The 21,242-nt window shown below is 67.7% G+C and carries 26 protein-coding genes and 1 riboswitch; of the genes, 12 read left to right on the plus strand and 14 right to left on the minus strand.

Annotated features, from left to right (window positions below; translation table 11 throughout):
• Positions 1 to 3: 3 nt before the first annotated feature.
• Together AC1DIP_RS08310 and AC1DIP_RS08315 are read right to left on the minus strand one after the other, a co-directional pair.
• Entirely contained in the window at positions 4 to 543 is a 540-nt protein-coding gene (locus AC1DIP_RS08310) for a helix-turn-helix transcriptional regulator (protein ID WP_476211309.1), read from the minus strand.
• 76 nt (positions 544 to 619) lie between these two features.
• Positions 620 to 1,423: a thioesterase family protein gene (locus AC1DIP_RS08315; protein WP_477733459.1), complete on the minus strand. Its 804-nt coding sequence runs from the start codon at positions 1,421 to 1,423 to the stop codon at positions 620 to 622.
• A gap of 161 nt (positions 1,424 to 1,584) precedes the next feature.
• On the opposite strand from AC1DIP_RS08315, the gene AC1DIP_RS08320 reads away from it, so the two are divergent.
• Positions 1,585 to 2,262: an endonuclease/exonuclease/phosphatase family protein gene (locus AC1DIP_RS08320; RefSeq protein WP_141160303.1), complete on the plus strand. Its 678-nt coding sequence runs from the start codon at positions 1,585 to 1,587 to the stop codon at positions 2,260 to 2,262.
• A gap of 48 nt (positions 2,263 to 2,310) precedes the next feature.
• Here the strand turns inward: AC1DIP_RS08320 and AC1DIP_RS08325 are convergent, their stop codons facing one another.
• The gene (locus AC1DIP_RS08325; protein ID WP_477733460.1) at positions 2,311 to 2,853 is read right to left on the minus strand and encodes an NUDIX domain-containing protein; all 543 of its coding nucleotides are present in this window, start codon (positions 2,851 to 2,853) and stop codon (positions 2,311 to 2,313) included.
• A gap of 48 nt (positions 2,854 to 2,901) precedes the next feature.
• Positions 2,902 to 3,093 carry a DUF1918 domain-containing protein gene (locus AC1DIP_RS08330; RefSeq protein ID WP_476211312.1) on the minus strand — a complete coding sequence of 64 codons (192 nt, stop codon included), beginning with the start codon at positions 3,091 to 3,093 and terminating at the stop codon, positions 2,902 to 2,904.
• 73 nt (positions 3,094 to 3,166) lie between these two features.
• Between AC1DIP_RS08330 and AC1DIP_RS08335 the strand changes: the two genes are divergently transcribed.
• Together AC1DIP_RS08335 and AC1DIP_RS08340 are read left to right on the plus strand one after the other, a co-directional pair.
• Positions 3,167 to 3,673: a metallophosphoesterase family protein gene (locus AC1DIP_RS08335; RefSeq protein ID WP_477733461.1), complete on the plus strand. Its 507-nt coding sequence runs from the start codon at positions 3,167 to 3,169 to the stop codon at positions 3,671 to 3,673.
• 148 nt (positions 3,674 to 3,821) lie between these two features.
• On the plus strand, positions 3,822 to 4,715 hold the full coding sequence (locus tag AC1DIP_RS08340; protein WP_477733462.1) for a glucose 1-dehydrogenase: 894 nt from the start codon (positions 3,822 to 3,824) through the stop codon (positions 4,713 to 4,715).
• Between the two features lie 56 nt (positions 4,716 to 4,771).
• On the opposite strand, the gene AC1DIP_RS08345 is transcribed toward AC1DIP_RS08340, so the two are convergent.
• The 4 genes from AC1DIP_RS08345 to AC1DIP_RS08360 are packed head-to-tail and all read right to left on the minus strand — an operon-like array spanning position 4,772 to position 7,496.
• Positions 4,772 to 5,218: a DUF1810 family protein gene (locus AC1DIP_RS08345; protein WP_476211314.1), complete on the minus strand. Its 447-nt coding sequence runs from the start codon at positions 5,216 to 5,218 to the stop codon at positions 4,772 to 4,774.
• A 20-nt stretch (positions 5,219 to 5,238) separates the two neighbouring features.
• Entirely contained in the window at positions 5,239 to 5,769 is a 531-nt protein-coding gene (locus AC1DIP_RS08350; RefSeq protein WP_477733463.1) for a DNA alkylation repair protein, read from the minus strand.
• Positions 5,766 to 6,125 carry a TraR/DksA family transcriptional regulator gene (locus AC1DIP_RS08355; RefSeq protein WP_477733464.1) on the minus strand — a complete coding sequence of 120 codons (360 nt, stop codon included), beginning with the start codon at positions 6,123 to 6,125 and terminating at the stop codon, positions 5,766 to 5,768. The genes AC1DIP_RS08350 and AC1DIP_RS08355 overlap by 4 nt, the downstream gene beginning before the upstream one ends.
• A gap of 21 nt (positions 6,126 to 6,146) precedes the next feature.
• Complete coding sequence (locus AC1DIP_RS08360; protein ID WP_477733465.1) at positions 6,147 to 7,496, minus strand: aggregation-promoting factor C-terminal-like domain-containing protein; 1,350 nt, start codon at positions 7,494 to 7,496, stop codon at positions 6,147 to 6,149.
• A gap of 251 nt (positions 7,497 to 7,747) precedes the next feature.
• A riboswitch (cyclic di-AMP (ydaO/yuaA leader) is annotated at positions 7,748 to 7,918 on the plus strand.
• A gap of 3 nt (positions 7,919 to 7,921) precedes the next feature.
• Here AC1DIP_RS08360 and AC1DIP_RS08365 point away from each other — a divergent pair.
• The gene (locus AC1DIP_RS08365; protein WP_477733466.1) at positions 7,922 to 8,761 is read left to right on the plus strand and encodes a LysM peptidoglycan-binding domain-containing protein; all 840 of its coding nucleotides are present in this window, start codon (positions 7,922 to 7,924) and stop codon (positions 8,759 to 8,761) included.
• Between the two features lie 108 nt (positions 8,762 to 8,869).
• Here AC1DIP_RS08365 and AC1DIP_RS08370 read toward each other — a convergent pair whose 3' ends face one another.
• Genes AC1DIP_RS08370 through AC1DIP_RS08385 form a run of 4 tightly spaced genes read right to left on the minus strand, consistent with a single transcriptional unit; the run spans position 8,870 to position 12,262 of the window.
• Positions 8,870 to 10,333, minus strand: a complete 1,464-nt coding sequence (locus AC1DIP_RS08370) for a protein adenylyltransferase SelO (RefSeq protein ID WP_477733467.1) — start codon at positions 10,331 to 10,333, stop codon at positions 8,870 to 8,872.
• On the minus strand, positions 10,317 to 11,264 hold the full coding sequence (locus AC1DIP_RS08375) for a ribonuclease Z (protein WP_477733468.1): 948 nt from the start codon (positions 11,262 to 11,264) through the stop codon (positions 10,317 to 10,319). Before AC1DIP_RS08375 ends, AC1DIP_RS08370 begins: the two co-directional genes overlap by 17 nt.
• On the minus strand, positions 11,257 to 11,781 hold the full coding sequence (locus tag AC1DIP_RS08380) for a mycothiol transferase (protein WP_477733469.1): 525 nt from the start codon (positions 11,779 to 11,781) through the stop codon (positions 11,257 to 11,259). The genes AC1DIP_RS08375 and AC1DIP_RS08380 overlap by 8 nt, the downstream gene beginning before the upstream one ends.
• Before the next feature lie 49 nt (positions 11,782 to 11,830).
• Positions 11,831 to 12,262 carry a hypothetical protein gene (locus AC1DIP_RS08385; protein WP_477733470.1) on the minus strand — a complete coding sequence of 144 codons (432 nt, stop codon included), beginning with the start codon at positions 12,260 to 12,262 and terminating at the stop codon, positions 11,831 to 11,833.
• A 103-nt stretch (positions 12,263 to 12,365) separates the two neighbouring features.
• On the opposite strand from AC1DIP_RS08385, the gene AC1DIP_RS08390 reads away from it, so the two are divergent.
• From AC1DIP_RS08390 to AC1DIP_RS08420, 7 genes are all read left to right on the plus strand, one after another.
• Entirely contained in the window at positions 12,366 to 13,529 is a 1,164-nt protein-coding gene (locus tag AC1DIP_RS08390; protein WP_477733471.1) for an AI-2E family transporter, read from the plus strand.
• A gap of 97 nt (positions 13,530 to 13,626) precedes the next feature.
• Complete coding sequence (locus tag AC1DIP_RS08395; RefSeq protein ID WP_477733472.1) at positions 13,627 to 14,493, plus strand: universal stress protein; 867 nt, start codon at positions 13,627 to 13,629, stop codon at positions 14,491 to 14,493.
• Between the two features lie 42 nt (positions 14,494 to 14,535).
• The gene (locus AC1DIP_RS08400; RefSeq protein ID WP_477733473.1) at positions 14,536 to 15,978 is read left to right on the plus strand and encodes a DUF4389 domain-containing protein; all 1,443 of its coding nucleotides are present in this window, start codon (positions 14,536 to 14,538) and stop codon (positions 15,976 to 15,978) included.
• Positions 15,979 to 16,053: 75 nt separating this feature from the next.
• Positions 16,054 to 16,521 (plus strand): universal stress protein, encoded by a 468-nt coding sequence (locus tag AC1DIP_RS08405; protein ID WP_477733474.1) that lies wholly within the window; start codon positions 16,054 to 16,056, stop codon positions 16,519 to 16,521.
• 232 nt (positions 16,522 to 16,753) lie between these two features.
• Positions 16,754 to 17,032, plus strand: coding sequence for an SHOCT domain-containing protein (locus AC1DIP_RS08410; protein WP_477733475.1), 279 nt, complete (start codon positions 16,754 to 16,756; stop codon positions 17,030 to 17,032).
• 40 nt (positions 17,033 to 17,072) lie between these two features.
• Positions 17,073 to 17,390, plus strand: a complete 318-nt coding sequence (locus AC1DIP_RS08415) for a DUF3040 domain-containing protein (protein WP_476211329.1) — start codon at positions 17,073 to 17,075, stop codon at positions 17,388 to 17,390.
• The gene (locus AC1DIP_RS08420) at positions 17,387 to 17,917 is read left to right on the plus strand and encodes a hemerythrin domain-containing protein (RefSeq protein WP_476211331.1); all 531 of its coding nucleotides are present in this window, start codon (positions 17,387 to 17,389) and stop codon (positions 17,915 to 17,917) included. The genes AC1DIP_RS08415 and AC1DIP_RS08420 overlap by 4 nt, the downstream gene beginning before the upstream one ends.
• Positions 17,918 to 18,007: 90 nt before the next feature.
• On the opposite strand, the gene AC1DIP_RS08425 is transcribed toward AC1DIP_RS08420, so the two are convergent.
• Complete coding sequence (locus AC1DIP_RS08425) at positions 18,008 to 18,508, minus strand: universal stress protein (RefSeq protein WP_477733476.1); 501 nt, start codon at positions 18,506 to 18,508, stop codon at positions 18,008 to 18,010.
• Positions 18,509 to 18,753: 245 nt separating this feature from the next.
• Between AC1DIP_RS08425 and AC1DIP_RS08430 the strand changes: the two genes are divergently transcribed.
• The gene (locus AC1DIP_RS08430; protein ID WP_477733477.1) at positions 18,754 to 19,428 is read left to right on the plus strand and encodes a response regulator; all 675 of its coding nucleotides are present in this window, start codon (positions 18,754 to 18,756) and stop codon (positions 19,426 to 19,428) included.
• Between the two features lie 17 nt (positions 19,429 to 19,445).
• On the opposite strand, the gene AC1DIP_RS08435 is transcribed toward AC1DIP_RS08430, so the two are convergent.
• Positions 19,446 to 21,128: a GAF domain-containing sensor histidine kinase gene (locus AC1DIP_RS08435; protein ID WP_477733478.1), complete on the minus strand. Its 1,683-nt coding sequence runs from the start codon at positions 21,126 to 21,128 to the stop codon at positions 19,446 to 19,448.
• Positions 21,129 to 21,242: the final 114 nt, after the last annotated feature.

Consider the following 21,242-nt stretch of genomic DNA (forward strand, 5'->3'; position numbering starts at 1 on the left):
GGTTCAGTCCTGGGCGAGGATCGCGTACAGGCGGCGGCGGGCCTCATCCAGCACCGCCACGGCCTGGTGCACCTGGTCCTGGGACCCCGTGCGTCCCACCTGCGCCGCGGCCTGGGCCAGCTCGATCCCGGCTTTGGGGAGGGAAGCAACGCCGCCGGACATCTGACCGGCCGGATCCCAGGGGGCCGAGCCATGGGTGGCCGCCACTTCCTCGCGGCCGGCTTCGGTCAGCGAATAGATCTTGCGGCCGTTCGCTTCCTCGGCACTGATCGATCCTTCATCCGCCAGCAGCTGCAGCGTCGGGTACACCGAACCTGCGCTCGGCTTCCAGCTGCCGCCGCTGCGCTCCTCGATCTCCCGGATAATCTGGTACCCGTGCATGGGCTGCTCCGCGAGCAGTGCCAGGACCGCCGCCCGCACTTCGCCTTTTCCGGCCCGGGTTCCGGCCCGCTTCTCAAACCGGGAACGCAGCTCCTCGACGGCCTGCCACATGCCATCGAGGTTGTTTCCGCCAAATCCGCCTGCAGGGTGTGAAGCACGCATGATGAACTCCTTTGCCGATCGCGAACGATATACAACGATACTCAGCGATACATGCCTGCACCATAGCCGGGGAAAGTCAGGATTTGCGCAGTGTCAGGATTTGTTCGGCCCGGCCGAACGGGCCCTGCAGGTCGTGGAGCACGGTGGATGTCAGCCCGATGCCATCGGTGCCGAAGGAGACGGCGTTGTCCAGTCCCAGCCATTCCCCCTGGGGACGGCGGTACATGTGGATCTGCAGGTCCAGGTTGGGGAACGCGTAGCTGCCCTCTCCCGGCGGAACCCGGGCAGCGATGCCGTTGGCTGTATCAACCAGGCCCATGAGCCGGGCCAGGTCGCCGCTGTCGGCGGCGCTGGTCAGCGGGTGGTCGGTGCGGAGCCACACCTTGCCGGACCCAGGGCGGTGGCCCTCAGCCACCCTCATTTCGAGGGAGCGGATGTAGCCGCCGGGCCAAATGGCTGCGGCGTCGTACGGTTTGCATTCGTCCGGGCCGGGAATGGCGGTGTCCTCGACGGCGGCAACGCCGGCGGTATCGCTGGTCAGCATGCGCCACCCGGTGGCGCGGATGGCGGTGCGCCCGCCGGCCACCAGTTCCGCCTGCACCAGTTCGATGGTTTTGCCGGGCCGCAGGGTGGCGGTGTCGATCCGGAATTCCCCGCCGGGAATCAGCCCAAGGATCTCGTAGCTGATGCGGGCCATCCGCATGTCGTCCCGTGGCTGGTGCCGTTCAAGGACGTCCGCCATGAGGCCCGATGCCGGCGCCATGTGCTGTTCGTGGACGTTCCAGGCGCCCTGGGCATGGATGGTGGACCGGAACCGGGCGCCGCCCAGGTCCTGGTAGTAGAAGTTGCCTTCGGCGAGTTCAGGCAGGTCTGCGGTCAAGGCTGGCCCCTTACGGAAATTCAGTGAATTGCCACTAACTCTATCTCCCGGGGACATGGCACGGCACGGCAGCGCAGGCAGCGAAATGTTGGAGGGTGCGGGTGGCAATCGGACTAGAGTAAGGAACTGGTCCTGTCAGCAACCCTCAAAAGAGGTGTTTCATGCGCGTCATCAGCTACAACCTCCGCAAGCACAAGGCCAGCGGCGAGCTCCTCGCCCTGGCCCGGAACCATGACATCGATGCGCTGTGCCTCCAGGAAGTGGACGCCAGCGACCTCCCGGAAACCCTTGGACCCCTGCACCTGGCGGATGCCACGAAGGGCAACCGGCTGGGGCTGGCCATCTACTACCGCACCAGCCGCTTCACCGCCCTGGACACGCAGTCCTTCGCGTTGAAGAAGTCCATGCACGACAGGGTGCTGGCGCCGGCACACGAGCGGCTGATCGGCACCCGGGTGATGGACACCGAGACGCAGCATGAACTGGTGATCGGCTCCTTCCATGCAGCCCCGTTGACGGCATCAAACTCTTTGCGGCGGAAACAGATCCATGCTGCCCATGCGGAACTGCTGAGCATGGGAAGGGGCCTGATGACCCTGATGGTGGGCGACTTCAACTACCCGTTCTTCACCAAGAACCTGGACATGCATATGAAGAACTCCGGGTACGCCCTCTCCCTGAGCAACCGGCGGACCTACACCCGGTACAAGGTGTTCAAGGGCCATTTCGACTTTGCCACGTCCTTGGGCCTGGACATCGCCAGCGTGGAAACGCTGCCGCGCGGAAATTCCGACCACTTGCCCATCCTGGTCACCGCGGAGTACGGCGAGGGGTACTAGCCCCGGTATCCCGGCGCCGGCCCTTGGTCAACGGTCCGGGAGGCCGGCCTACCAGCGCTCGCCGGCCCAGGGTTCGTCAGTGTCCAGCCCGGCGTCCAGCCGTGCCAGCAGGTCCGGCCAGGCCGCGGCGAAACCGGGGTGCAGGTCCAGGGCGTCCACCTCCGCCACCGGGATCCAGAGCAAGGCGATACTTTCGGGGTCGCTGATCACCGGTTCAAAGGATTCCCGCACCCGCACCACCACCGTGGTGTAGGACCAGTAACCATGGTCCAGCACGGAAGTGAACAGCACTTCCACGCTCTCAGACGGGACGGCGGCTTCTTCATAGGCTTCACGAAGGGCGCCGTCAACGGGTTCTTCGCCCTGGTGCAACGCGCCGCCGGGCAGGCCCCAGGTGCCCCCGTTGTGGCTCCAGACGGCACGGTGTTGAAGGAGCACCCCCTTGGCGGGGTCCCACGCGAGGACGCCGGCCGCGCCGAACCGGCCCCAGTAGCGGCCGCGGTCCCCTTCCACCCAGGCGTCCCCCGGGTCACGCGGACCGGTGCGCTGCGGTGAAGTGGCGGACATGCCGGCGGACGGGAAATGATCCATTGGTCCAGTCTGACAGGTGCAGCGGGGGGCTGCAGTCCCGCTGGACCGTCAGGTGCCGTGTCCGTGGTCGACGGCGAAATCGCCGCCGGGATACATGACGGTTTCGTGCCCGTCATCAAAGCGGACAAGGTACGGCGGGTGCCCGCCCTCGCCCCGCACCTCGATGATCACTCCGTGCCGGTCCGTGGACCCCACGGTCCTCCCGTGCACCACGATGCGGTCGCCTTGGGCTGCCTCCATGGCAATCACCTCCCAGCCCCCAGATTACGACTCCGGGCAGCACGGGAACAGGGCGTCATGGCAGGATTCGGATATGCCGTTGAACCTGCTCCTGATCGCCGACACGCACGTGCCCAAGCGGGCCAGGAGCCTGCCGGCGCAGGTGTGGCACGCCGTGGACGAGGCCGACGTGGTGTTCCACGCGGGTGACTGGGTAGAGGCTCCGCTGCTCGACGAGTTCGAGCACCGGAGCCGGCGCCTGCTGGGCGTTTACGGCAACAACGACGGCCCCGACCTTCGCAGGCGGTTGCCCGCGCAAACCACCGCGGTCCTGGACGGGGTGCGTTTTGCGATGGTCCACGAGACCGGCCAGGCAAAGGGCCGCGAACTGCGGTGCGAGGCACTGTATCCGGGCACTGACGTGCTGGTGTTCGGGCACAGCCACATTCCCTGGGACACGGTGTCGCCCGGTGGGTTGCGGCTGCTGAATCCCGGCTCGCCCACCGATCGGCGCCGCCAGCCGGCCTGCACCTACATGGAGGCCGTGGTGGACGGCGGGCGCCTGGCCGAAGTCAGGCTGGTAGAGGTCCAGCGCGGCTGATCGCGGGGCCGCTTGGCAGCGCGGCAACTTTTGCCTAGGCTGGAACGGTAAGCATGCTTAGTTTTTCAAGGCTGCCCTGCGCAGCCTTGCTGCTTCACCATCCCGGGCAACGAACCAGCCCGTGTCCCGCACGAACAGGAGTACCACCATGACCGACCAGTACACCTTCCGTAATCCCGTGACTGCCTACGAAAAGATCTCCCCGCCCAAGCAGCACCAGCCGGAGCCGGGACTTGATGCGGCACTGGCGCCCAAGGCCGACCTCGGCGAAGAAACCTACCGGGGCACAGGCCGCCTCGATGGCCGCCGGGCCATCGTGACCGGCGCGGACTCAGGCATCGGAGCAGCAACGGCGATCGCCTTTGCCAGGGAGGGTGCCGACGTCGTGCTTTCCTACCTGCCGCAGGAAGAGGAGGACGCCGCGCGCATTGCCGGAATCATTGAGGCTGCGGGCCGCAAGGCCGTCAAGGTACCGGGGGACCTCAAGGACTCCGCCGCCTGCCGGGAACTGGTGGACACGGCGGTGGCGGTGCTGGGCGGGGTTGACATCCTGGTCAACAACGCCGGAAAGCAGGTTGCGCAGGAGGACCTGGAAGACATCAGCGACGAGCAGTTCGACCACACCCTGAAGACGAACGTCTATGCCATGTTCTGGGTGACCAAGGCCGCGGTGCCGCATATGCCGGCAGGCTCAACCATCATCAACACCACGTCCATCCAGGCCTACAACCCGTCGCCGACCCTCGTGGACTACGCCACCACGAAGGCCAGCATCAACAACTTCACCAAGGGCCTGGCGCAGCAGCTGGCCCCCAAGGGCATCCGGGTGAACGCCGTGGCACCGGGCCCCATCTGGACCCCGCTGCAGGTCAGCAGCGGCCAGCCCAAGGAGGAATTGCCGGAATTCGGCCAGTCCACTCCCCTGGGCCGGGCGGGCCACCCTGCTGAGCTTGCCCCGGCCTACGTGTTCCTGGCCTCGCCCGAATCCAGCTACGTGGTGGGCGAAACGCTCAACGTCAACGGCGGCAGCCCGACGCCGTAACCCCCCGGCCGCCTGGGCGGTGCGGCGCACACGCTGCCGCCGCACCGCCTCCGCGGTCAGTCCCCCGCGTCCAGGCCGGCCAGGAGTTCGTCGGTGGCCGGGTCCGGTTCTCCGTTGAAGAACTGGGCCAGGACGGTCTTGAACACTGTTTCTCCGGGCGCCGCCCGGAGAAACAGTGTCATGGAGGAGCGGAGCTTCTTGGCATCGATGCCACCGAAGATGTTTTCGGCGGACTGGTCGGCATGGTTCGCCAGGACCAGCGCGCACTCCAGCAGCCGTGGACCCAGCACCTCGTGGTCCAAGTACGCGCGCGCCTCCGCAAGGGACGAAATGGCATACCTGCGTGACGTGTCGCTCTGCCCCAGCCCGGCAAGCTGCGGGAAGACAAACCACATCCAATGCCCCGACTTAGTGCCCACCTGCAGCTCGCCCAGCGCCTGCTCATAGGTTCCGCCGGTGTTTTGCGCGGCAACAAAACGCTCAAGGTCAAACGGCTCATTCATGTGGATCTCCTCGGTGCGTTTCAAATGGACAAGTCTTCTTCAAGGGCGTCCGCTGCCGCCCGGAGCCCGGGGTCCGGATCTTCCCGCCACCGGGCCAGGACAACACCGGCCCGCTGCCGCTCACGCCCGCCCAGCCCCGCCAGCAGCGGGACCAGGACGTCGGAAAGCAGGGGCGCCGCCAGGTCCCCTGCCCGGGCGGAACGGAGGAACCCCTCCAGCCGGGTCAGGTCGGAATGCCGGAGCAGCCTTACCCGCGTCTGCAGCAGCACCACGGCGGCGAGGCGGCGCTCGAACACCGGCCGCGAACCGGGCCGCGGCTGTCCCCACAGGGCGGAGGCCAGCATGACGGTACCGTCGTGGTCCAGGTCCTTGAATTTCCGCAGCGCGTCACGGACCGTCCCCCGGACGGCCCCCACCGACGATCCATAGGAGGCCAGCTGCCCGCCCAGCCGGCTCCCGACGTCGTCGGCCCGGTACCAGGAGCCCTCATTCTGCAGCGTCCGGTCGACGAAGTCCGCCGCCGCCGACACCACCTCCGCGGTCCCGGTCATCGCCCGCGGCCGGACGAGGCGTGCAGGATGCAGAACGGCGTCCACGGCCGCGCTTCCAGGCGGCCCTCGGCAATAGGCTCCCCGCACACCGCGCAGGTACCATAGGTTCCCGCGGCCAGCCGCGCCAGGGCTTCCTCAATCTGTCCAAGCCCGGCCGAGCTTTGTTTCAGGAGCGCTGAAGCCTGGGAGAGTTCGAAGCCAATGGTGGCACCCTCGGGATCGTGCTCGTCATCCACATTGGAGTCCTGGCGCGCCGAATTTGCGGCTTCGATATCTGCCCGCAGCGCCGGCAGCAGTGCCAAGCGCCGCGCCCGCTCCTCTTCGAGCAGCGCGCGGAACCGTTCGAAATCAGGCATGGAAACAGCCTAACGCGTCAATCAGTACCAGTTCAGGGCCACAGAGTGGTTCCAGGCCGCGCACGGGGAACCATACCGGTCCTTGATGTAGCCAAGGCCCCAGTCGACCTGCGTGCGGTAGCTGGTGAGCCAGTCGCTGCCGGCACTGGCGTACTTGCCCGGCGGCAGCGCCTGGGCTATTCCATAGGCACCGGAGTAGGCGTTGGTGGCGGTGGTCAGCCAGCTGGACTCCTTGGTCCACAGCTGGGCCAGGCACAGGAACTGGTCCTGGCCCCACCCGAAGGCGGCCAGGCGCCCGGATGCGTAGCTTTTCGCTCCGGCCGGATCGTTCACCGCGCCGCCGGGAATGGAAGGAACGACGACGGCGGGCGGAACCGGCAGGGCCGGCGCTTCCGGGGCGGCCGGTCCGGGATCGACGGCGGGAAGCGGGGCCGGAACGGGTTGGACACCGCCGGGCTGGTCAGGACCCGCCGGGGCAGGGTTTGCTGCGGGCGCTGGCGCCTTCGGCTGCTGCGCCGCCGCGGCGGCAGCCCTGGCCGCCGCCTCCGCCTGCTGCCGTGCCTGCTCCTCCGCGGCGGCGCGCTTGGCCGCCTGGGCCGCCTCGTAGGCTGCCTGCGCCGCCTGGCCCTGGCGGTACTCACCCTCAAGGGCCGCCGTCGTGCCCTTCAGGGCTGCGAGCTGGGCTGTCAGTTCGCCGCCATGCCGCTGTCCCTCCGCGACTTGCCGGGCCAGCGAATCCTGGGCCGCGCGGGCGGAATCCAACGTTGCCTTCGCCTCCGCGGAAAGCCGCTCCTGCTCGCTCCTGGCAACCTTTTCCTGGTCGGCAAGGGCGGCGGCGGTCTTTTCCGCAGCCGCCGCCTTAGCGACCAGGGCCGCAGTCTTGTCCCCCACGAGCTTTACCAGGTTGAGTCCCTGGACACTGTTGGTTCCCAAGGCATCCAGCGCCACGAAGAACCCTGCGTTGGTTCCGCCGGTCTTGTAGGACTCGACTGCCAAGGCGCCGAGGTCTTTCCGGTACCGCGCCAACTCCGCGTTGACCTGGGCGGCCCGGCCGGACAGTGTTTCCAGGCGGGAAGAAGCTGCCTGCAGCCCGGCGGCGGCGGCAGCATACCCGGCCGCCGAGCGGACGGCCGCTTCCCCTGCCGCCGCAGACTTTGCCTCAAGGCCGGACAGCAGCCCGTTGATGGTGGTGATCTCCGCTGCCTTCGAAGCTTCCGAGGACTGGGCCGCCTGCACGTCTGCCCAAGAGGGGTACCCGCCGGGCGGAGGCGGGTCGTCGGCAGCGGCCGGAAGGACAACGGTGGCGGCCAGGGCAACAGCCACCAGGCTCCCGAGCAAAGGGAACCTGGCGGTGGTCACGAACAGGGGCATAGTCCCGAAGCTTACCGGCGGATTGGTGGGTCACACAGGAAGCCGTTTCCACATTGTTACCGTGAACGGCGGCGCTGGCATCAGCCGAGGTCAGACCGCAGGCAGGCTTATCGTCCACACGTTTGCGCAATTCGAGAGGGCAGCCTCGTATGTTATCTAAATGTGACAATCGGCGTGCACATGGGTTAGGGTCGTCAGGTGTCCCTCCCAGACGGGACATTCCCGTCAGTATGCCGAGCCCTGCCGCTGACCATGGGATCCAACCGCTCCAGTTGGCAGGGACGGGGGAACCAAGTTTCCACGGCCACATGTGGCCTAGGGGTTAAGTCGAAAGCGCCTCCCTCCATCGCGGGGCCGCTTCCGGCCGGGTATCTCCAGCCCGAACCCGACAGCTCACCCCGCAGGCATGGGAGAGGCGATCAACCGTGTCAAAAAATTCCATTCCAGCCCGTCACCGCGCGACTCCGGCCCGCTCCATTGTGCTCGAGGGCCTCGCCGTAACCGCCAAGTCGCAGGCCCGCTCACTGGGCCGCCCGGCGCTTGCTGTGGCAGCAGCGTCCGGCATTGCGTTCGGCGTCGGCGCCCCGGCGCACGCTGGTGTAACCGCACCGGACACCACTGAACAGACCAGCGTGCAGGCCACCGCCCCGGCACCGGCTGCAGCCCCTGCCGCTGCAGCAGGGAATGTCCACACCGTCGTTTCCGGCGACACCCTCGGCGCCATTGCCGCGGCGTACGGCGTCAACCTCAATGACGTCCTGTCCGCCAACGGCCTGGGCCTTTCCTCGGTCATTTACCCGGGCGACCAGATCCAGATTCCCGGCGCCGGCTACACCGCAGCGCCGGCACCGGCCCCTGCTGCAGCACCCGTGCAGGCGGCAGCCGCCACCGCACCGGCCAACACCGGCATGAACATGTCCTACGCCTCCGCCACGCCTGTAGCTTCCACTACCGGCTCGGGCACCGGAGCCGCGATCCTCGCCTCGGCCTACAGCCAGCTGGGCGTCCAGCAGGACTGCACCGCAATGGTTGAGAAGGCACTGCGCTCGGTCGGCAAGTCCGTAGGCGACCTGGCCCCCACCCAGTTCTTCCAGTACGGCACGGTGGTGGGCGCTCCCGCCCCCGGTGACCTGATCATCACCTCCGGCCACGTGGGCGTTTACGCAGGCAACGGCCAGGTTGTCAGCGGCGGCGTCAACGGCTTCGACACGGAGGTGCACTCCATCAGCTGGCTCGGCGGGTACTCCGCAGTGCGCGTAGCCTAGTCTTCGCCGGTCCGGCCCGCTTGGCGGTGCCGACCATTGTGGGAGGGTGGCAGCCGGGAAACCGGCTGCCACCCTCCTGCCGTTAAAGCACTCGACGGGCCGCCGCGGTCAGGTCCCGCAAAACGTCATGTAGCTGCCGAAGTCCTCAGGGGGCCCTTGAAGATAGCGTTCGAGGCCGGGCCGTTCATTGAAGGGGTCGCTGACAGCCGCCAGCAGTTGCTGCAACGGCCCCCGGTCCCCGCCGGTTGCTGCCGACAGCGCCTCCTCCACAAGGTGATTCCGGGGAATGTACGCGGGATTCACGCTGTCCATCAGCTCCGCGGCCGGCTTGAGCTCGTGCCACCGCACCAGCCAGGAATCGAGGGCGGCAAGGTCAGGGACCATGCCGCGCACGGGCCGGCGGTCCCCACGGGCGGCTTTACCCAGGTTGCGGAAGAACAGGGTGTAGTCCACGGGTCCGTCCTTGAGGATGTCGAGGACATCATCCACCAGGGCCCCGGCAACGCCGTTTTCATCGGCGCTGTCCAGGCCCAGCTTGGCCGTCATTCCGCGGGTCCAGGCCTTGCTGTACTGGCCCCGGAAACCGCCCAGGACCTCCACTGCCGGGGCCACGGCTTTCTCCGGGTCCTGGTCAATCAGCGGCAGCATGGCCTCGGCGAGCCTGGCCAGGTTCCATTCGGCCAGGACCGGCTGGTTGGCATAGGCATAGCGTCCGCCGACGTCGATGGAACTGTAGACGGCGGCGGGGTTGAAGGCGTCCATAAACGCGCAGGGCCCGTAATCGATGGTCTCCCCCGAGATGGTCATGTTGTCCGTATTCATGACCCCGTGCACGAAGCCGACGAGCATCCACCGGGCGATGAGCTCTGCCTGGGCGGAAACGACCGCGGCGAACAGCGCAAGGTAGGGGTTGGCGGCACCGGCCGCATGCGGGTAGTGCCTGCTGATGGCATGGTCCGCCAGGCGCTTCAGGAGGTCCATGTTTTCGGTTGCGCGCGCGTACTGGAAGCTGCCAACGCGCAGGTGGCTGCCCGCTACCCGCGCCAGGACGGCGCCGGGCAGCATATCATCGCGCCGGACCTGCCGCCCGGTGGCCACCACGGCGAGCGAACGGGTGGTGGGGATGCGCAGTGCATGCATGGCCTCACTGACAATGTATTCACGCAGCATGGGCCCGACGACGGCACGGCCATCCCCGGCGCGGGCGAAGGGCGTCCGCCCCGAGCCTTTGAGGTGGACGTCCAGGAGGCGGCCCCGCCGGTCAATGACCTCGCCCAACAGCAGGGCCCGCCCGTCACCGAGCAGCGGCGAGTACCCGCCAAACTGATGTCCGGCGTACGCCTGTGCCACAGGTGTAGCACCCGCTGGAACGTGGTTTCCCACCAAAAGCCGCACACCCTCGGGGCTGCGCAGGTACTGCGGGTCAAGGCCCAGGTCTGCTGCCAGTTTGTCATTCAGGACGAGAAGCTCCGGGCTGGGCGCTTCCTCGGCCCGCCAGGGTACGGCGAGTTCCGCCAGTTCCCGGGCGAAACGGCCATCGAACGTGACCGTGGATTCAGCTGCTGCCGTCATGGTTTAACCCTATCGCCGTTGTTGGGCCGGCAGCCTCCCGCTCCGGCTGCCGCCGCCGCGGAACAGGGATGCGGTCAAGGTCCTTGGCGGCGATCACGGTAACCCCCGGGGCCCGCGCCTGGGCCTGGTCTGCCAGGACGGAAACGTCGTCACCGTACCGTGCGGAAAAGTGGGTGAGCACCAGGGTGCGTGCGCCGGCGGACGCCGCGAGGGCCCCCGCCCGCCCGGCAGTGAGGTGGAGGTACCGACCTGCCAGGGCGTCGTCGTCGTCACTGAAGGTCGACTCGGCGACCAACAGGTCCGCCCCATCCGCCAGCTCTTCGGCGCCGGGGCACGGCGCCGTATCCATGATGAAGGCGAAGCGCTGGCCCGGCCTGGGGATGCTTACGTCCTCCAGCCTGACTACCCCAAGGACGCCGTCGCGTTGCAGCCGGCCCACGTCCGGGCCGGCAATTCCTGCCGCCCGCAACCGCTCCGGCAACAGTGTTCGCCCGTCAGCCTCCCGGAGCAGGTAGCCGAACGTCTCGATGCGGTGCTTGAGCGGCCGGACCTCCAGGCCCTCCGCCACGGGCCCGGGACCCGAATGCGGGTGGAGCCGAAGGTCGATTCCGGGTGAACTCACCGACACCAGCGCCCGCACCACCGCCTCGCCGGAGGCCGGATAGTGCAAATGGACGGGGTGCGGCACGCGGTCCAATGCCATGCGGGACAGCACCCCTGGCAGGCCGTAGCAGTGGTCTCCGTGCACGTGGGTGAGGCAGATCCTGGTGATGTGGCCGGCCGCCACGCCGGCGTGGATCATCTGGCGCTGTGTGCCCTCGCCGGGGTCGAAGAGCAGGCCCGCACCGTCCCACCGCAGAAAGCAACCGTTGTGGTTCCGGGTCCGCGTAGGGACCTGGGAGGCGGTGCCCAGTATCACCAGTTCACGCACCCCGGGCGTCCGCCGTCCCCGGGTGCAGGCCCCGCGCGTAGGCTGCCTGGCCGACATGCTGGAGGCAGTCCCCCAGGATGCTGACGAGGCGCACCCCAAAGGTCACCGGCGGATCCCAGTGCCTGTCAACCACGCGGTCCAGGTCGGAGTCGCCGATGCCATCGAGCACCCTGGCGGTCTGGCGGTGAACCGCATCGTAGTACTCCTGGAGCAGTTCCCGGGGCGCCGTGACGGCATCGACCTGCTCACTGGAGTGCCCATAGCCTGTGTCGCGCTCGCCGAGCGGAAGGCCAAAGCGGCCTACGAATCCCTCCGCCATCCAGACCTGTTCCAGGCCCGCGGCGGAGGCCATCTGCGCATCTTCGACCCGGCCCGTATGCCAGATCAGCCAGGCTATCGAATTGCCGTGGCCGCCCGGGCGGTGCTGCAGCTGCGCTGCCTCGAGGCCGTCGAGTGCCTGCCGGACCAGGCCGGGGAGCCGGCCGAAGGCTTCCTGCAGCAGTTCCTTGGATTGCATGGTTCTCCTCCCCCTTCGGGCCGGGCCTGATTCCCGGCCGGCAGGGTTGCTAGCGTTCCAGGTCGTCAGGCTCGAACTCGCTCAGGGGCGAGCCGCCAAAGTTCTCCTCGTCGTCGTTGGCATCGGCCTCAAGGCCAGTGGGGACTTCCCCAAAATCGACGTCCGCGGCGGCTTCACCAAGGGTGGGGGCGTCCGGCGGCACCTGCTCATCGCCGGAGCGGTACCGCGCCTGGGCGCTTTCATCCCGCAGTGCCTGGTCGCTCGGGAAGTCTTCCTCCCCGTCCGCACGGGCCTCGTCCTGCAGCAACGGGTCTTCCTGCCAGCGGTCCGGGTTGTTTTCGGCAGCACCGGGATAGTTGTCCGGCTCCCCCGCTACGGGGTCCAGTTCCAAGGAGGACGCCGCGCCCGGGCTCTCATCCAGAAGGACGTCGTCTTCCGCCACGATTTCCAGTTCATCGTCGGGGACGTTTTGTTCAGTCATGATGGTGCCTTTCTGGTTGACTGTTGGGCAGACAATAGTAAGCATACTGACCAACCAATGCCGATGGAACCTTGGGTGCACACGGCAGGCAAGGAGAAAGCCCATGGAACGGATTGTTCCACCCAACGGGGACGCGGCAGGCCCGTCCCGTCCGCAGTCCTTCACCGCCAGGATGTCGGTGCTGTGGACCGATGGCCTGGGCCGGGCAAGCATACGGGCCGTCCAGACGCTCGCCGTGCTGGCGCTCGCCTGGACGGTGGTGACGGCGGCTGTCCGGGTTCCTCTCGTCACCATCCCGGTCCTGGTGGCGTTGATCCTGGCCTCGGCGATGGCTCCCGCGGTCCGTTGGCTCGCGGCGCGCGGCTGGCCCCGCGCCCTGGCGGTCCTGTCGTCCTTCCTGCTGATCCTGGCCATTGCCGCAGGCGTGGTGGGTGGAATCATCGCCCTGGTCCGCCAGGAAGCCTCCGTGCTGGCGGCCCGGGCAGAAGCAGGAATCGGACAGTTGCAGCAATTCATCACCACCGGACCCGTCGCCCTGACAAACGAACAGATCGATGCCGCCCGCGCGGAGTTCCAGAAATTCCTGGCCGGGGGCACCCTGGGGGCCGACGCGCTGACCGGGTTGAGGACAGCGGGTGAGATTGCTGCCGGCACGGTACTGACGGCGGTCATCCTGTTCTTCTTCCTCAAGGACGGGGAGAAGATCCGGGCCTTCCTGATCGGCTTCCTTCCCGGAAGACGCCAGGGAAAGGCCCATCTCGCTGCCGACCGCAGCATCGTGGTGCTTGGCGGATATGTGCGGGGAACCCTTGTCATTGCTGCCATTGACGCCGTCATCGTGCTGATCGGGCTCCTGGTACTGAGGGTTCCGTTGGCAGTCCCCCTGGCGGCGGTGGTCTTCCTGGGCGGCTTCATTCCCATCATCGGCGCGACCACCGCGGGCAGCCTGGCCGTGCTGGTGGCCCTGGTCGAAAATGGGCCTGTTCCCGCGCTCATCGTCCTGGTGCTCCTGGTGGCCGCCAACCAGTTTGAACACCACATCCTGCAGCCCCTCTTCATGGGCCGGGTACTGCGGATCCACGGACTGGTGATCATCCTGGCCCTGGCGGCTGGAGCCACCCTCGCAGGTGTCATCGGTGCCCTGCTGGCGGTCCCGCTCACCGCCGTCGGCTGGACCATCTACAAGGCCCTGGCAGAAAGCGATGCGCCCGGGCCGGAGCCCGCCGCTCCCGCCGCTCCCGCCGGACCCGGGCCTGCAGGGTCCTGACCAGCGCTTCGGTGACCTTTGGCCCTACAGCCCGGCGGGGGCCGCGGACAGTCTTGAAAGGCAGGAACCCAGTTCACGACGAGCAGGAAGTGCGGCCATGACATCCCAGAAACCCATCGCTGTGGGCACCAACGACTCTGCCCAAAGCCAGGCCGCCGTCCTGTGGGCAGCCCGCCGCGCCCACCGCGCCGGCCTGCCACTGGTGGTCCTCCACGTGGTGGACGACCGCTGGGTTGCCGAGCCCTACCCATGGTTCGGCACACTCCAGCAGGCGGGCGAGGAACTCCTCAAGACCGCCGCAGGACGCCTCGAAGGAGCCGTTCCCCTCACCCCTGCCACTGAACTGCTCACCGGAAGCGTGGGCGGGTCCCTAGCCAAATACTCCAAGAAGACGTCGATGATGGTGATCGGCTCCGGCAGCGGGCACCTCGGCGGCTCCCTTGCCGACCGCGCACTCCAGGTCGCCACCGCCGCCAAAGTCCCTGTCGCCGTCGTCGGAACCCAGGACCTCGAAGGCAGGTCAGGGGTGGTGGTGGGCGTCGACGGATCCCCCGAAGCCTCCCAGGCCGTTGCCTTCGCAGCCGCCGAGGCGGACCGGGAGGGAGACGAGCTCACGGTGGTTTATGCGGTGAGCGTGCCCAACCCCATTGTCGATGCCGGCCTGACCCCGGCCGCGCTTGCCGACCTCATTGTGGATGAGGACAGGGTGGTCCTCTCCGAAACCGTCGCCGGGCTGAAGGAGGACTACCCCGACCTCACCGTCCACCAGCGGCTGGAAACCGACAGGGGCCCGGTGGACGCACTTGTCGACGCCGCCGCCGGAGCCCGGCTACTGGTGGTCGGCAGCCGGGGCCGCGGCGCCTTCAAACGGCTCCTGCTCGGTTCCACGGCCCACGGTGTCCTGAAGCACCTGCCCTGCCCCACCATCATTACCCGGACGCAGGCCGCCAAGAACGCCATCTAGGCCGCAGCGCCGGCCGCCCTGCAACGCGGAAGGTCCACTGCCATGAAGAAGACCGCGGCCATCATCATGCTGATCCTCGGGATCCTGCTGACACTCCCGGGCCTGGCCGCGTTGGCAGGCGGGGCCGTGGCATCAGCCGTGGGAACCATCCAGGGAGATGGCTTCCTGACGTCCGGCACGTCGCGTTTCTCCGTCACTTCCTACGCCCTGACTTCCCCGCGCGCCGACGCCATCGGAGACGATGTTCCGGGCAGGCTGCCCTTCGACGTTGGCACCCTGCGGCTGCGCATCGAACCGGTGGCCCCTGGCAAACCGGTCTTCGTCGGCATCGCCCCGCAGGCGGACGCCGAACAGTACCTCTCAGGGGTTCACCACTCGGAATTGCTCAACATCCGCCAGCGGCCCTTCCGCGCCGAATACCGCGACGTACCGGGCGGCAACCCGGCTTCACCGCCCGCGGACCAGCTGTTCTGGACCGCCTCCGTGTCAGGAACGGGAGCACAGGAGCTTAGCTGGAACATCACGCCCGGCACCTGGGAAGTGGTGGTAATGAACGCCGACGCCTCCGCCGGGGTCGATGTGCAGGCGCAGGCCGGCTTCCGTTCCGACCTGATCCGGCCGGCCGCCACAGGGCTGCTGGTGGGCGGCACCATAGCCCTGCTGATCGGTGTGCCCCTCCTCATTATTGGCGCCACCGGACTGGGCCGCCACGCGGTTCCCCCACCGCCATCCACCGTGGGAACAGTCGCGGCGGGAGGGCGCCCCGGCTACCCTGCACGGCTCTTCGGCGAGATCGATCCGGCCCTTACCCGGTGGATGTGGCTGGTCAAGTGGTTCCTGGCGATACCCCACTTCATCCTGCTCTTCTTCCTCTGGTTCGCTTTCGCCATCACCACCATCGTGGCAGGATTCGCCATCCTGTTCACGGGCCGCTACCCGCGGGCACTCTTCGACTTCAACGTCGGCGTCCTGCGGTGGAACTGGCGTGTGGCCTTCTACGCCTACGCCGCCGTGGGAACCGATCTTTACCCGCCGTTCACGCTCAAACGGGCCAACTACCCCGCCGACTTCGAAGTGGACTACCCCCAGCGGCTCTCGCGCGGACTGGTCCTGGTGAAGTGGTGGCTCCTGGCCATCCCGCACCTGCTCCTGGTGGGCGCCTTCGCGGGGACAACGGGCGCTGTCTGGCGGTGGCAGGGCGACGACAACGTCATCGGCAGCACCTACGAACGGGGATCCGGACTGTCCCTGCTGGGACTGCTGGTCCTGGTCGCGGCAGTGATCCTGCTGTTCACCGGCCGGTACCAGCGCCCACTCTTCGATTTCATCCTCGGCATTAACCGCTGGATCTACCGTGTAGTGGTGTACACAGCGCTGATGCGGGACGAGTATCCGCCCTTCCGGCTGGACCAGGGCGCCGCTGAACCCGGGTGGCCTGCAGCGCCCCTTCCCCCAGCCGTGCCCCCAGCTCCCGGAGCGCCATGACCTTCGTCCCTAGCCCCGGCACGCATCCGCAGGCATGATGGGCGTGACAAACGCGGGTCCAATGAGGGAGCAGACATGAGCATTGCCGGGGCACCAATAGCCAGGATCGTGGTAGGCGTCGACGGGTCGGAAGCGTCCGTGGAGGCACTTCGGCAGGCCCAACGGATGGCCACCCCACTGGGCGCCAAGGTCCAGGCCATCGCCTGCTGGGAATACCCGCAAATGTACAGCGGCTACGTGATGATGGGCGTCGAGGGCTTCGAGGAGGGTGCCCGGAAAGTCCTGGACGACACCCTGGCCCAAGCCTTCGGAGGCGAGGCACCGGCCAACGTCACGTCGACCCTGATCCGCAGCCATCCCCGCGAAGCGCTGATCGACGCCAGCCGCGAGGCCGACATGGTCGTGGTGGGCCGGCGGGGGCACGGCGGATTCGGCGGCCTGCTCCTGGGCTCGGTCAGCTCCGCCATCGTGGCGCACGCCCATTGCCCGGTGCTGGTAGTCCACACTCCGGAGAGCGAACCCGGCGGGTCCGGGGATTCCTGACCACCCGGCGTTCATCGGCCTGGACACTGACCCAATCGCCCAGCAGGTGCGCGGTGCAGAGCGGGCCATCCCGCAGGTGGTCGACCGCGTCACGGCCGCGGGGTACGGTTTCGCCACGCCCGGCGCCCTGCTGGGGCTTTGACGCAGGCCGAAACGGGACCAATGGCTCTCCCCGGCAACCCTGCGGGGGCCCAATACTGGAACGGAAAGCAGACGGCTGGCGTCCGCCTTCATGGGACCGGAGGTCGCGGAAGTGTACGGCTGGAACGATGGCATGGGCCTGTGGGGCTACGTCCTGATGAGCATCAGCATGGTGGTGGTCTGGGGCGCCATCATCACCGGCATCGTGCTGCTGGCCCGTTCCCTGCGGGCCCCCTCCCCCTACGGCACCCACCCACAGCCCCCTCGGATGGCCGAGGACGTATTGGCCGAGCGCTTCGCCCGCGGGGAGATCGACGCTGCGGAATACCAGAACAGGCTGGCCGTCCTGCGCGGCCACCCGGGTACCTGAGACCGTGGCTCCCGCAGGCAAAGGACAGTGGGCTGCAGCCATGCCACTCTCTGAATTCGAGAAACGCGAACTCGACCTGATCAGCAACGCCCTTGAGTCGGAAGACCCAAGGCTGGCAGCCATGCTCAACAAGGATGCCTTTGCCGTTTCACTGCGTACCCGCTTCCGGCGCGGACTTGCGCTGGTTGCCGCGGGCGCGGCCGTCCTGATCCTGGGGCTGGTGGTCCGGGTACCGCTGCTGGGCATCGCAGGTTTCACGGTGATGAACGCGGCGGCCTACTGGGCCATCAAGGACCTCCGCTGGTCCCTGCGCACCACCAGCCGCCATGCCACCCACGTGGAGGGCAACAGCGAATGAACGCCGAACCCGGGACTGCCAAGGATGCCTCCGCCGAGGCAGCGGCACTGCAGGCGGTGGAGGCGCACCATGGCGCCATGCTGCGGCATCTGAACGGGCTGGTGGGCCTGCTCACCGAAGCGGTGGAGGCGGGCGGTTCCGGCGCTGCGGAGCAGGCACAGGCTGCCCTGCTGGACTGGTGCGACAAAGAGCTGGTGCCGCATGCCCTCGCGGAAGAGGGCCCCCTTTACAGCGGCCCCCACGGCATGCCTGAGGGCAGGCTGCTGGTTGACGGAATGCTGGCCGAGCACCAGGCCATCGTGGGACTGGTGGACGAGCTCAGGACGGCCGGGGGCGTTGCGGCCGCCGTGGCCGCGGGCGCCATCCAGCGGATCTTTGCCCTGCACCTGGACAAGGAGAACCGGCTCCTGATGCCTTTGATCGTCGACTCCCCCGGCCTGTCACTCGCCAGGGCCGTCGAAGGGCTTCACGAACTGGTGGGGGAAGAGGCAGCACACCACCATGGGCAGGGCCGGCACACGCACTAGGACCTTCCGGCGCCCGTACGACGACGGCGCCCCCACCGTGCCCAGCCTCACGCGGGCACCCGGCCAGGGCGCCGGAGGCGCCCTGTCGTATTAGGGGGCGGCAGCGGAATGGGTTTCGCCGGCGTCAGCCTTGTCTCTGCCTTCCGGGGCGTGCACCACGAGCACCGGGCAGTAGGCATGGCTCACGCAGGCTGAACTGACCGATCCCGGCACAAAGTTTCCGTGCCCCCGCCTTCCGACAATCAGCAGTGAGGCGTTTCGGCTCGCATCGATCAGCGCGGGGCCGGGCCTGCCCCGTACCAGGCGGGGGTGCACGAAGGCCGGCACCTCACCGAAAGCGTCCACCAGCGTTTGTTGGAGTACCTGGTCGGCGGCATATTTGAAGCCTTCGATCCCCACGGCGAGGTACACCCCGTAGCCGGCTGGAACGTCCCAGCATGCCCAGGCTTCCACCGGCGCCGAGAGCGGCTCCGCCAGGGTCCGGGCCACCCGCAGCGCTGCGACGGACGCCTCGGATCCGTCCACGCCCACAATGATCCTGGGACGCTGGCCGGAGCCAGGCACCGCCGCCCCGTTCCCTTGGTCTGCCACGTTGCCTCCTGTTTCTCCCACCCCAGCGTGGACTGGAACCGCAGCGGAGGACAGGGCCAAAGGTCATCACGGCGGGACGGTGCCACGGTGCCCGGCCGCAGCCGCGGCGGCGACATGCCGGGCCTGCCGGACTTTGGTCCCTTCCCGCGCCCCGCGGCGCAGGGAACAATGGGACCAGGCCCTTCCTGGGGGCCGCCCCGCGCAGGCGGGTTGAATCGTGGAGATTGTGGGAGCGTTCGGTGCAGATGCATGAGACTGGGGCTGACGAAGCGGCGGGATCTCCCGAGCAGGTCCGTGTGTTCATCCTTGATGACCACGAACTCGTCCGGCAGGGACTGAAGGACCTGTTGGAGGGTGAGGGGTTCCTCGTGGTGGGCGAGAGTGGCTCCGCGGCCGAAGCCACGCGGCGTATCCCCGCCCTGCACCCGGACATCGCCATCCTCGACGGCCGGCTTCCGGACGGCACCGGGATCGAGGTCTGCCGGGATGTGCGCTCGCTTGATCCGCGCCTGCGCTGCCTGATCCTCACCAGCTACGACGACGAACAGGCCCTCCGGGGAGCGGTCCTGGCCGGCGCATCGGGGTACATCCTGAAGCAGATCAGGAGTGATGATCTCCTTGCCGGAATCCGGAGGGCTGCTGCCGGCGAGTCCCTCTTTGATCCGGGAGTTGAGCAGCAGATCATTGCTGGCCTGTCCACGGCGCCTACCGACCCCCGGCTGGACGGCTTGAGCGCGCAGGAGAAGAAAGTGCTCGCTTTGATCGGCCAGGGGCTGACCAACCGGCAGATCGGCGATGACCTGTTCCTGGCCGAAAAAACCGTCAAGAACTACGTTTCGTCAATCCTGGCCAAGTTGGGCTTCGAGCGGCGGACGCAGGCAGCCGTCTTCGTCACCAAGAGCTCCACGGACCCTGCCTGACGCCCCGCTGGCCGGGGCTACGCCAGCGGGACCGTCCATGTCAGGCTGGTACCCGTTCCGGGCGCGCTGTCGATGGTGCAACTGCCGTTCAGTTGGCCTGCTCGTTGGCGCATGTTCGCCAGGCCGCTTTCGTGGTCCGGTTCGGTGAAGCCCCGGCCGTTGTCGCTGATGAGGAGCTGCACCTGGTCCGGGCCCACGGCCACCGAGACCTGGATGTCCTCCGCACCTGAATGCCGCAGGGCATTGCTGAGTCCCTCCGACGCCACGCACAGCAGGTGGACGGCCACGTCTTCCCCCACCGAGTCCACCGGCCCGTCCAGGGATACCTTGGGCGTCACCGCGTAGCTGCGGGAGCTTTCCCTGACCACGCGCAGGATCCGGCCGGTCAACGGTTCGCGTTCCTCGTCAGCGGTCCTGAGCGAGTAGATGGTGTCCCGCAGCTTGCGGATGGTGTCATCGAGTTCGGTGGTCACGGCGGCAATCCGTTCGTGCGCTACCGGATCAAGGGTGTAACGGCGCAGGCTCTGGATGCTGAGTCCGGCCGCAAACAGGCGCTGGATCACCAGGTCATGCAGGTCCCGGGCAATCCGTTCCCGGTCGGTGAAAAGGAGGTTCTGTTCACGCAGGGCGTTGACGCGCGCCAGGTCAAGCGCCAGGCCTATGCGGCTCCCAAAAATGGCACTGGATTCCGCCTCCGCCTGCGCGAACACGGGTGACCCGTGGGCGCGGGCCAGCAGGAGCACCCCGTTTTCGGTGGAGCTGTGCCCCAGGGAGCACACCAGGACGGAACCGAGTTTTCCTGCCATCCCGTCGTCGAAAACCTGCCGCGGGTCCCGTGCCACGACTGAACCGCCGTCCAGGATAACGTTGGACACTGCACTGGAGGCCATCAGCTCCTGGCCGGATTGAATGCCCTGGACGCCAAGGGACGACCGGCACCGCAGCGCTCCGTCGCCGGCAGGAACGGCAATGACCGCGAGCACCGAGTCTGAGACCTTCAAAGCGGTGCCTGCAACAAGGTCGAGGTCGTCCGGATCACCCGGCTGGGAGGCCATGATCAGGCGGCTGCTCAGTTCCATGCCTGCCTCCAGCCATTTCTGCCGGCGGCTGCTGTTTTCAAAGAGGCGGGCATTCTGGATTGCCACTCCGGCCGCTGCCGCCAAAGCAACGGCGAGGTCTTCATCCTCCGCGGTGAAGTCCTGCCCGCCCTGTTTCTCGGTCAAATAGAGGTTTCCGAAGACTTCGTCGCGGACGCGGACAGGGACGCCAAGGAAGGTTTTCATGGGCGGGTGGTTCGGCGGGAACCCGGAGGTGATGGGGTGCCGGCCCAGGTCGTGGAGGCGCAGGGGCTTCGGTTCGCGGATGAGCAGCCCCAGGACGCCATGGCCAGTGGGCAGTTCGCCGATGGCACGGATACCTTGCTCATCGATTCCCACGGTTATGAAGTGGCTCAGCGTGCGGTCCTCGCCGATGACCCCCAGCGCGCCGTACCTCGCGCCAACCAGGGCGCAGGCCGAGCGGACAAGGCGGTCCAGGACAGCCTCCAGGCTGAGATCCTGGGCGAGGGCAACCACGGCAGCCAACAGGCCGTTGATCCGTTCCTGGTTATCCGGCGGTTCGTCTCCCCGGGCAGCGAAGTCCCGGAGCGGGTCCTCCACAGTGTCCCTCGTCGGGGAGCGCCACGGCTGCTCAGTGCCCACGTCCCACCTCCTGCGGAAGGAACCTGCGGCGCTGCGGATCCCTGGCGCGGTCTAAGTATCCGAAACGGAAGTGCCGGCCTCCGCCCCCAATTCCGCCTTCACAAGAGCATGAAG

Source organism: Pseudarthrobacter sp. 05T312 (assembly GCF_056396685.1).

Bases quoted from the DNA above. Each gene is read 5' to 3' on its own strand.
- AC1DIP_RS08310 (WP_476211309.1), bottom strand. From the start codon at position 543: ATGCGTGCTTCACACCCTGCAGGCGGATTTGGCGGAAACAACCTCGAT.
- AC1DIP_RS08320 (WP_141160303.1), top strand. From the start codon at position 1,585: ATGCGCGTCATCAGCTACAACCTCCGCAAGCACAAGGCCAGCGGCGAG.
- AC1DIP_RS08325 (WP_477733460.1), bottom strand. From the start codon at position 2,853: ATGGATCATTTCCCGTCCGCCGGCATGTCCGCCACTTCACCGCAGCGC.
- AC1DIP_RS08330 (WP_476211312.1), bottom strand. From the start codon at position 3,093: ATGGAGGCAGCCCAAGGCGACCGCATCGTGGTGCACGGGAGGACCGTG.
- AC1DIP_RS08335 (WP_477733461.1), top strand. From the start codon at position 3,167: ATGCCGTTGAACCTGCTCCTGATCGCCGACACGCACGTGCCCAAGCGG.
- AC1DIP_RS08340 (WP_477733462.1), top strand. From the start codon at position 3,822: ATGACCGACCAGTACACCTTCCGTAATCCCGTGACTGCCTACGAAAAG.
- AC1DIP_RS08345 (WP_476211314.1), bottom strand. From the start codon at position 5,218: ATGAATGAGCCGTTTGACCTTGAGCGTTTTGTTGCCGCGCAAAACACC.
- AC1DIP_RS08350 (WP_477733463.1), bottom strand. From the start codon at position 5,769: ATGACCGGGACCGCGGAGGTGGTGTCGGCGGCGGCGGACTTCGTCGAC.
- AC1DIP_RS08355 (WP_477733464.1), bottom strand. From the start codon at position 6,125: ATGCCTGATTTCGAACGGTTCCGCGCGCTGCTCGAAGAGGAGCGGGCG.
- AC1DIP_RS08360 (WP_477733465.1), bottom strand. From the start codon at position 7,496: ATGCCCCTGTTCGTGACCACCGCCAGGTTCCCTTTGCTCGGGAGCCTG.
- AC1DIP_RS08370 (WP_477733467.1), bottom strand. From the start codon at position 10,333: ATGACGGCAGCAGCTGAATCCACGGTCACGTTCGATGGCCGTTTCGCC.
- AC1DIP_RS08380 (WP_477733469.1), bottom strand. From the start codon at position 11,781: ATGCAATCCAAGGAACTGCTGCAGGAAGCCTTCGGCCGGCTCCCCGGC.
- AC1DIP_RS08385 (WP_477733470.1), bottom strand. From the start codon at position 12,262: ATGACTGAACAAAACGTCCCCGACGATGAACTGGAAATCGTGGCGGAA.
- AC1DIP_RS08390 (WP_477733471.1), top strand. From the start codon at position 12,366: ATGGAACGGATTGTTCCACCCAACGGGGACGCGGCAGGCCCGTCCCGT.
- AC1DIP_RS08395 (WP_477733472.1), top strand. From the start codon at position 13,627: ATGACATCCCAGAAACCCATCGCTGTGGGCACCAACGACTCTGCCCAA.
- AC1DIP_RS08400 (WP_477733473.1), top strand. From the start codon at position 14,536: ATGAAGAAGACCGCGGCCATCATCATGCTGATCCTCGGGATCCTGCTG.
- AC1DIP_RS08405 (WP_477733474.1), top strand. From the start codon at position 16,054: ATGAGCATTGCCGGGGCACCAATAGCCAGGATCGTGGTAGGCGTCGAC.
- AC1DIP_RS08410 (WP_477733475.1), top strand. From the start codon at position 16,754: ATGGGACCGGAGGTCGCGGAAGTGTACGGCTGGAACGATGGCATGGGC.
- AC1DIP_RS08415 (WP_476211329.1), top strand. From the start codon at position 17,073: ATGCCACTCTCTGAATTCGAGAAACGCGAACTCGACCTGATCAGCAAC.
- AC1DIP_RS08420 (WP_476211331.1), top strand. From the start codon at position 17,387: ATGAACGCCGAACCCGGGACTGCCAAGGATGCCTCCGCCGAGGCAGCG.
- AC1DIP_RS08430 (WP_477733477.1), top strand. From the start codon at position 18,754: ATGCATGAGACTGGGGCTGACGAAGCGGCGGGATCTCCCGAGCAGGTC.